Genomic DNA, 3,264 nt, shown 5'->3' on the forward strand with positions numbered 1-3,264 from the left:
AATTTTAGCGATCGCACCTTTTTCACCCAACCTCACAAAATCGCGTTGCTCCCGGAAAATGGTATGTCTTGGATAACATACAATTACATATTAGTAGAGAGCAGGTTAAGAGAACAAGCTCAAAGCAGCACGTTTGTTTTGTTGTAACCAATTTAGATCAGTTCAAGGAATATCTCTTGGCATACCAGATCGAAATTGTCCCTGATAAGCAACCACTGAAGGGATGTGAGCGTTTTTATATATTCGACCCAGCGGGTAACCGTCTAGAAATCGCTAAATTTACCGACTAGCTCCCGCATTAGATTTTAATGCCCGGAAGTCTTGCCAAATCGCCTTCTTGGTAGACTTGATTGATTTCATGATTTCTGTATTATATGTCTGTGTCTCCCTGTCTTTTACCTTGTCAGGGTGGAAGATTTCAGCTAACCTCAGAAATATTTCACAAATTTTTCTCTTATCTTCTGTTCTAGCTTTACCATGAGATTCTACAAATTCTTTTGTTTGTCAATGTTGATAGTAACCTTTAGCAGTTTCCCTTGAAAAATCTGATTCTGGCTCGGGGTTATCAAACAATTCATTTAGCTCTTTTGAAAGTTGTTTGCCATTGTTTTTTTGACTAATGATTCCTGTTAACTGGAGTTTAAGGTAAACTGCTTCTATATTTTTGAAGGTTTGTTTACCAAACTTTTTAGTAGTGAAAATTTCCTCAAATAGAGCATGGATCTCCTGATCTAACTCAGCCATTTTTCGGAAACGGGGACTGGCTTGATGAAAGACTTCTGTTGCGAAAGTTCGCGTCCGTTCAACAAAGTTATTCAGTTCTGTGCGTTTTTTCTTAATTTGTTTGAGTAGCGATTGGTGTGATTTTTTTAGAAACTGTAAGCGGATATGTAATTGAGACAGAGCTAGTGGGGTTTTAAGAGTAAAGTGGGATGCTACCGATGAGGTTTTTCGAGGCATAGAAGATTTATGCTTTTTTCAAGATAAAAAACCCTAATGATAACTTACACCTAAAAAGAAATTATTTTGCGATCGCTCTCAACTCAAAGAATATGAATAATACACAAAGTTTAGTATTTGCGTATACATTTATCGGCAAATAATGTAAAGAGTATGCAAAGACGGTTATTTCAGCACAGGTACTTACGTAAGATATTGACTATATAGTTATTTACACGCTATTAAAGTGTCCTTTATGTTCAAGTTACATATCCACGGACAATAGCACACAAGGAGGGCATAAAAATCTTTTTCCAAATCAAGAGTCAACTCTTTTCTAGTTCAAGCTAATATGACTTAAGTAGGTCGGTGTAAATAATTATTGTTGAGATAAATAAGACGGGGGGTAGGGACCAGGAGAAGAAAGAGTTTGAGCCTTATTTATTTTTCTTCACACAGTTTGATTTGATTGCACCGACTTACTTAGGCACTGGCAAAAACCAAATATGAAGGGTAGATTTGTTTAATGGTTGTTCAGTGATTTCTACTGAACAAAGATGATTAAGAAAGCCTAAAATGAAGGTTTATCCGGAATCGACACCCTTGTGAATTTGTATAGTGCTTAAAGCTTAGAGAGTCTGAGATAGTTAGATAAGTGAATCTTAGACAAAAATTACTCTTGTTCAAGAGTGGCTGACAAAGTATCTCGAAAAGGTCAAATTTCGGCGGTTTGTTCCTGGCCGAAAACAGCACCAATAGTAGACTGAAAACTGAAAGTTGTTGAAAAAATCAGATTTAAGTAGGTAAAAATTATGGCAAATATCATTGGAACCAACGGTAACGATACCCTATTCGGCAGTACCATCGACACCTTGACTGGTGCAGGTGGCAACGATATTTACGAATCCTACTACGGTACTTATATCACTGATTTTGGTGGGGTAGGTAAAGGCGTAAATCCCTCAGCAGCAGTTATTGCTGAAGTGGACACTCTATATTTACAGGCACCTGGCTTCACTGCCCAAAATATGCTGCTGACCCAGAATGGCAGCAATCTCGAAATCACCTTTGAAGGGCAGGTTTACCAAGGCAAATTCGTCTTGCAAAACTTTGCCCTGGAAAACCTGGAAAACTTGAGTAAATCTACAGGAGCCACTGTAGACTTGGGCAATATAGAGTTTTATGGGCAAACTACCATTACCGACAGCTTTGATGTCTTCAATGCCAATTCCACCCAAAGCACTATCTTTAACTTGAATACAGTCACCTTCCTAAACGACCTCGACAACAATGTTAACGGGTTTGACAACTCAGATGATGTGATTAATGGTCAAGGGGGTGATGATATTATTGATGGCAAAAGTGGTAACGACCTTTTGCGGGGTGGTGCAGGAAATAATACTCTCATTGGTGGTGTGGGCAATGATACATTGAACGTTGAATTTTCAACAGGCGATAACCTACTCTTGGGTGGCAGTGGTAACGATATCTTGTATGCTGGAGCAACATCCTGCAATAACTCACTTTCTGGAGGCAATGGGAATGATTCTCTTACTTCCTCTTACCTTACTACTGACGCCGGATACAACTATATTCCCTCCTCAAGCAATAACACCATTGACGGTGGCGCTGGTGACGATTACTTGACGGCTCAGTCTCCATCCGGCAATAACTCACTCTCTGGGGGCGATGGCAATGATTATCTCTCCACCTCTGGCATTAACTCTTATAGAGCATACTTTAGTTTTAGCTCATCAGGCAATAACACCCTCGACGGTGGGGCTGGTGACGATACCTTAAGTGCTGAGTATTCCTCCGGCAATAACTTACTATTTGGCGGCGATGGTAATGATTCTCTCTCTATCTCTGGGTATGTTATCACTTATAGCGCTGGAGATTATTATTACCCTTCTTTAGGCAATAACACCCTTAAAGGTGGCGCTGGTGACGATTACTTGAGGGCTGATTATTCAACAGGCAATAACTTTCTCTCTGGAGACGATGGCAATGATTCTTTCAGTCTAAGCACCACGGATACAGTACCTATCACCTCTGATTTAGTGACTCAAACAGTAGATGGGGGTACGGGTGACGATTTGTTGTCCTTCTACAGACCAGCTATAGAGGGGAGCGTTTCGACCATTTCGACCTTCAATCCGACCACTAACACTGGATCAATTACGGCGGGCACATATCGTGTTAGTTACAAGAATATCGAAAGATTATATATCTCAGGTACAAACTCCGATGATAATATTGTCGGGGGCAGTGGCAACGATACCCTCTCCACGGGTAATGGTGGTAAAGATACCATAGATGGCGGTA

General features: G+C 40.2%; 2 protein-coding genes. One reads left to right on the forward strand and one right to left on the reverse strand.

The features are described from left to right. Positions 1-504 precede the first annotated feature (504 nt). Positions 505-960, reverse strand: coding sequence for a hypothetical protein (locus tag Q0541_RS04410; protein ID WP_298906076.1), 456 nt, complete (start codon positions 958-960; stop codon positions 505-507). A 791-nt stretch (positions 961-1,751) separates the two neighbouring features. Between Q0541_RS04410 and Q0541_RS04415 the strand changes: the two genes are divergently transcribed. Beyond that, positions 1,752-3,264 (forward strand): calcium-binding protein (locus tag Q0541_RS04415; RefSeq protein ID WP_298906081.1); only part of this gene is annotated, 1,513 nt, incomplete at its 3' end.

The sequence above is a fragment of the uncultured Nostoc sp. genome (assembly GCF_937863485.1).
GTDB lineage: Bacteria > Cyanobacteriota > Cyanobacteriia > Cyanobacteriales > Nostocaceae > Nostoc.

Bases quoted from the DNA above. Each gene is read 5' to 3' on its own strand.
- Q0541_RS04410 (WP_298906076.1), bottom strand. From the start codon at position 960: ATGCCTCGAAAAACCTCATCGGTAGCATCCCACTTTACTCTTAAAACC.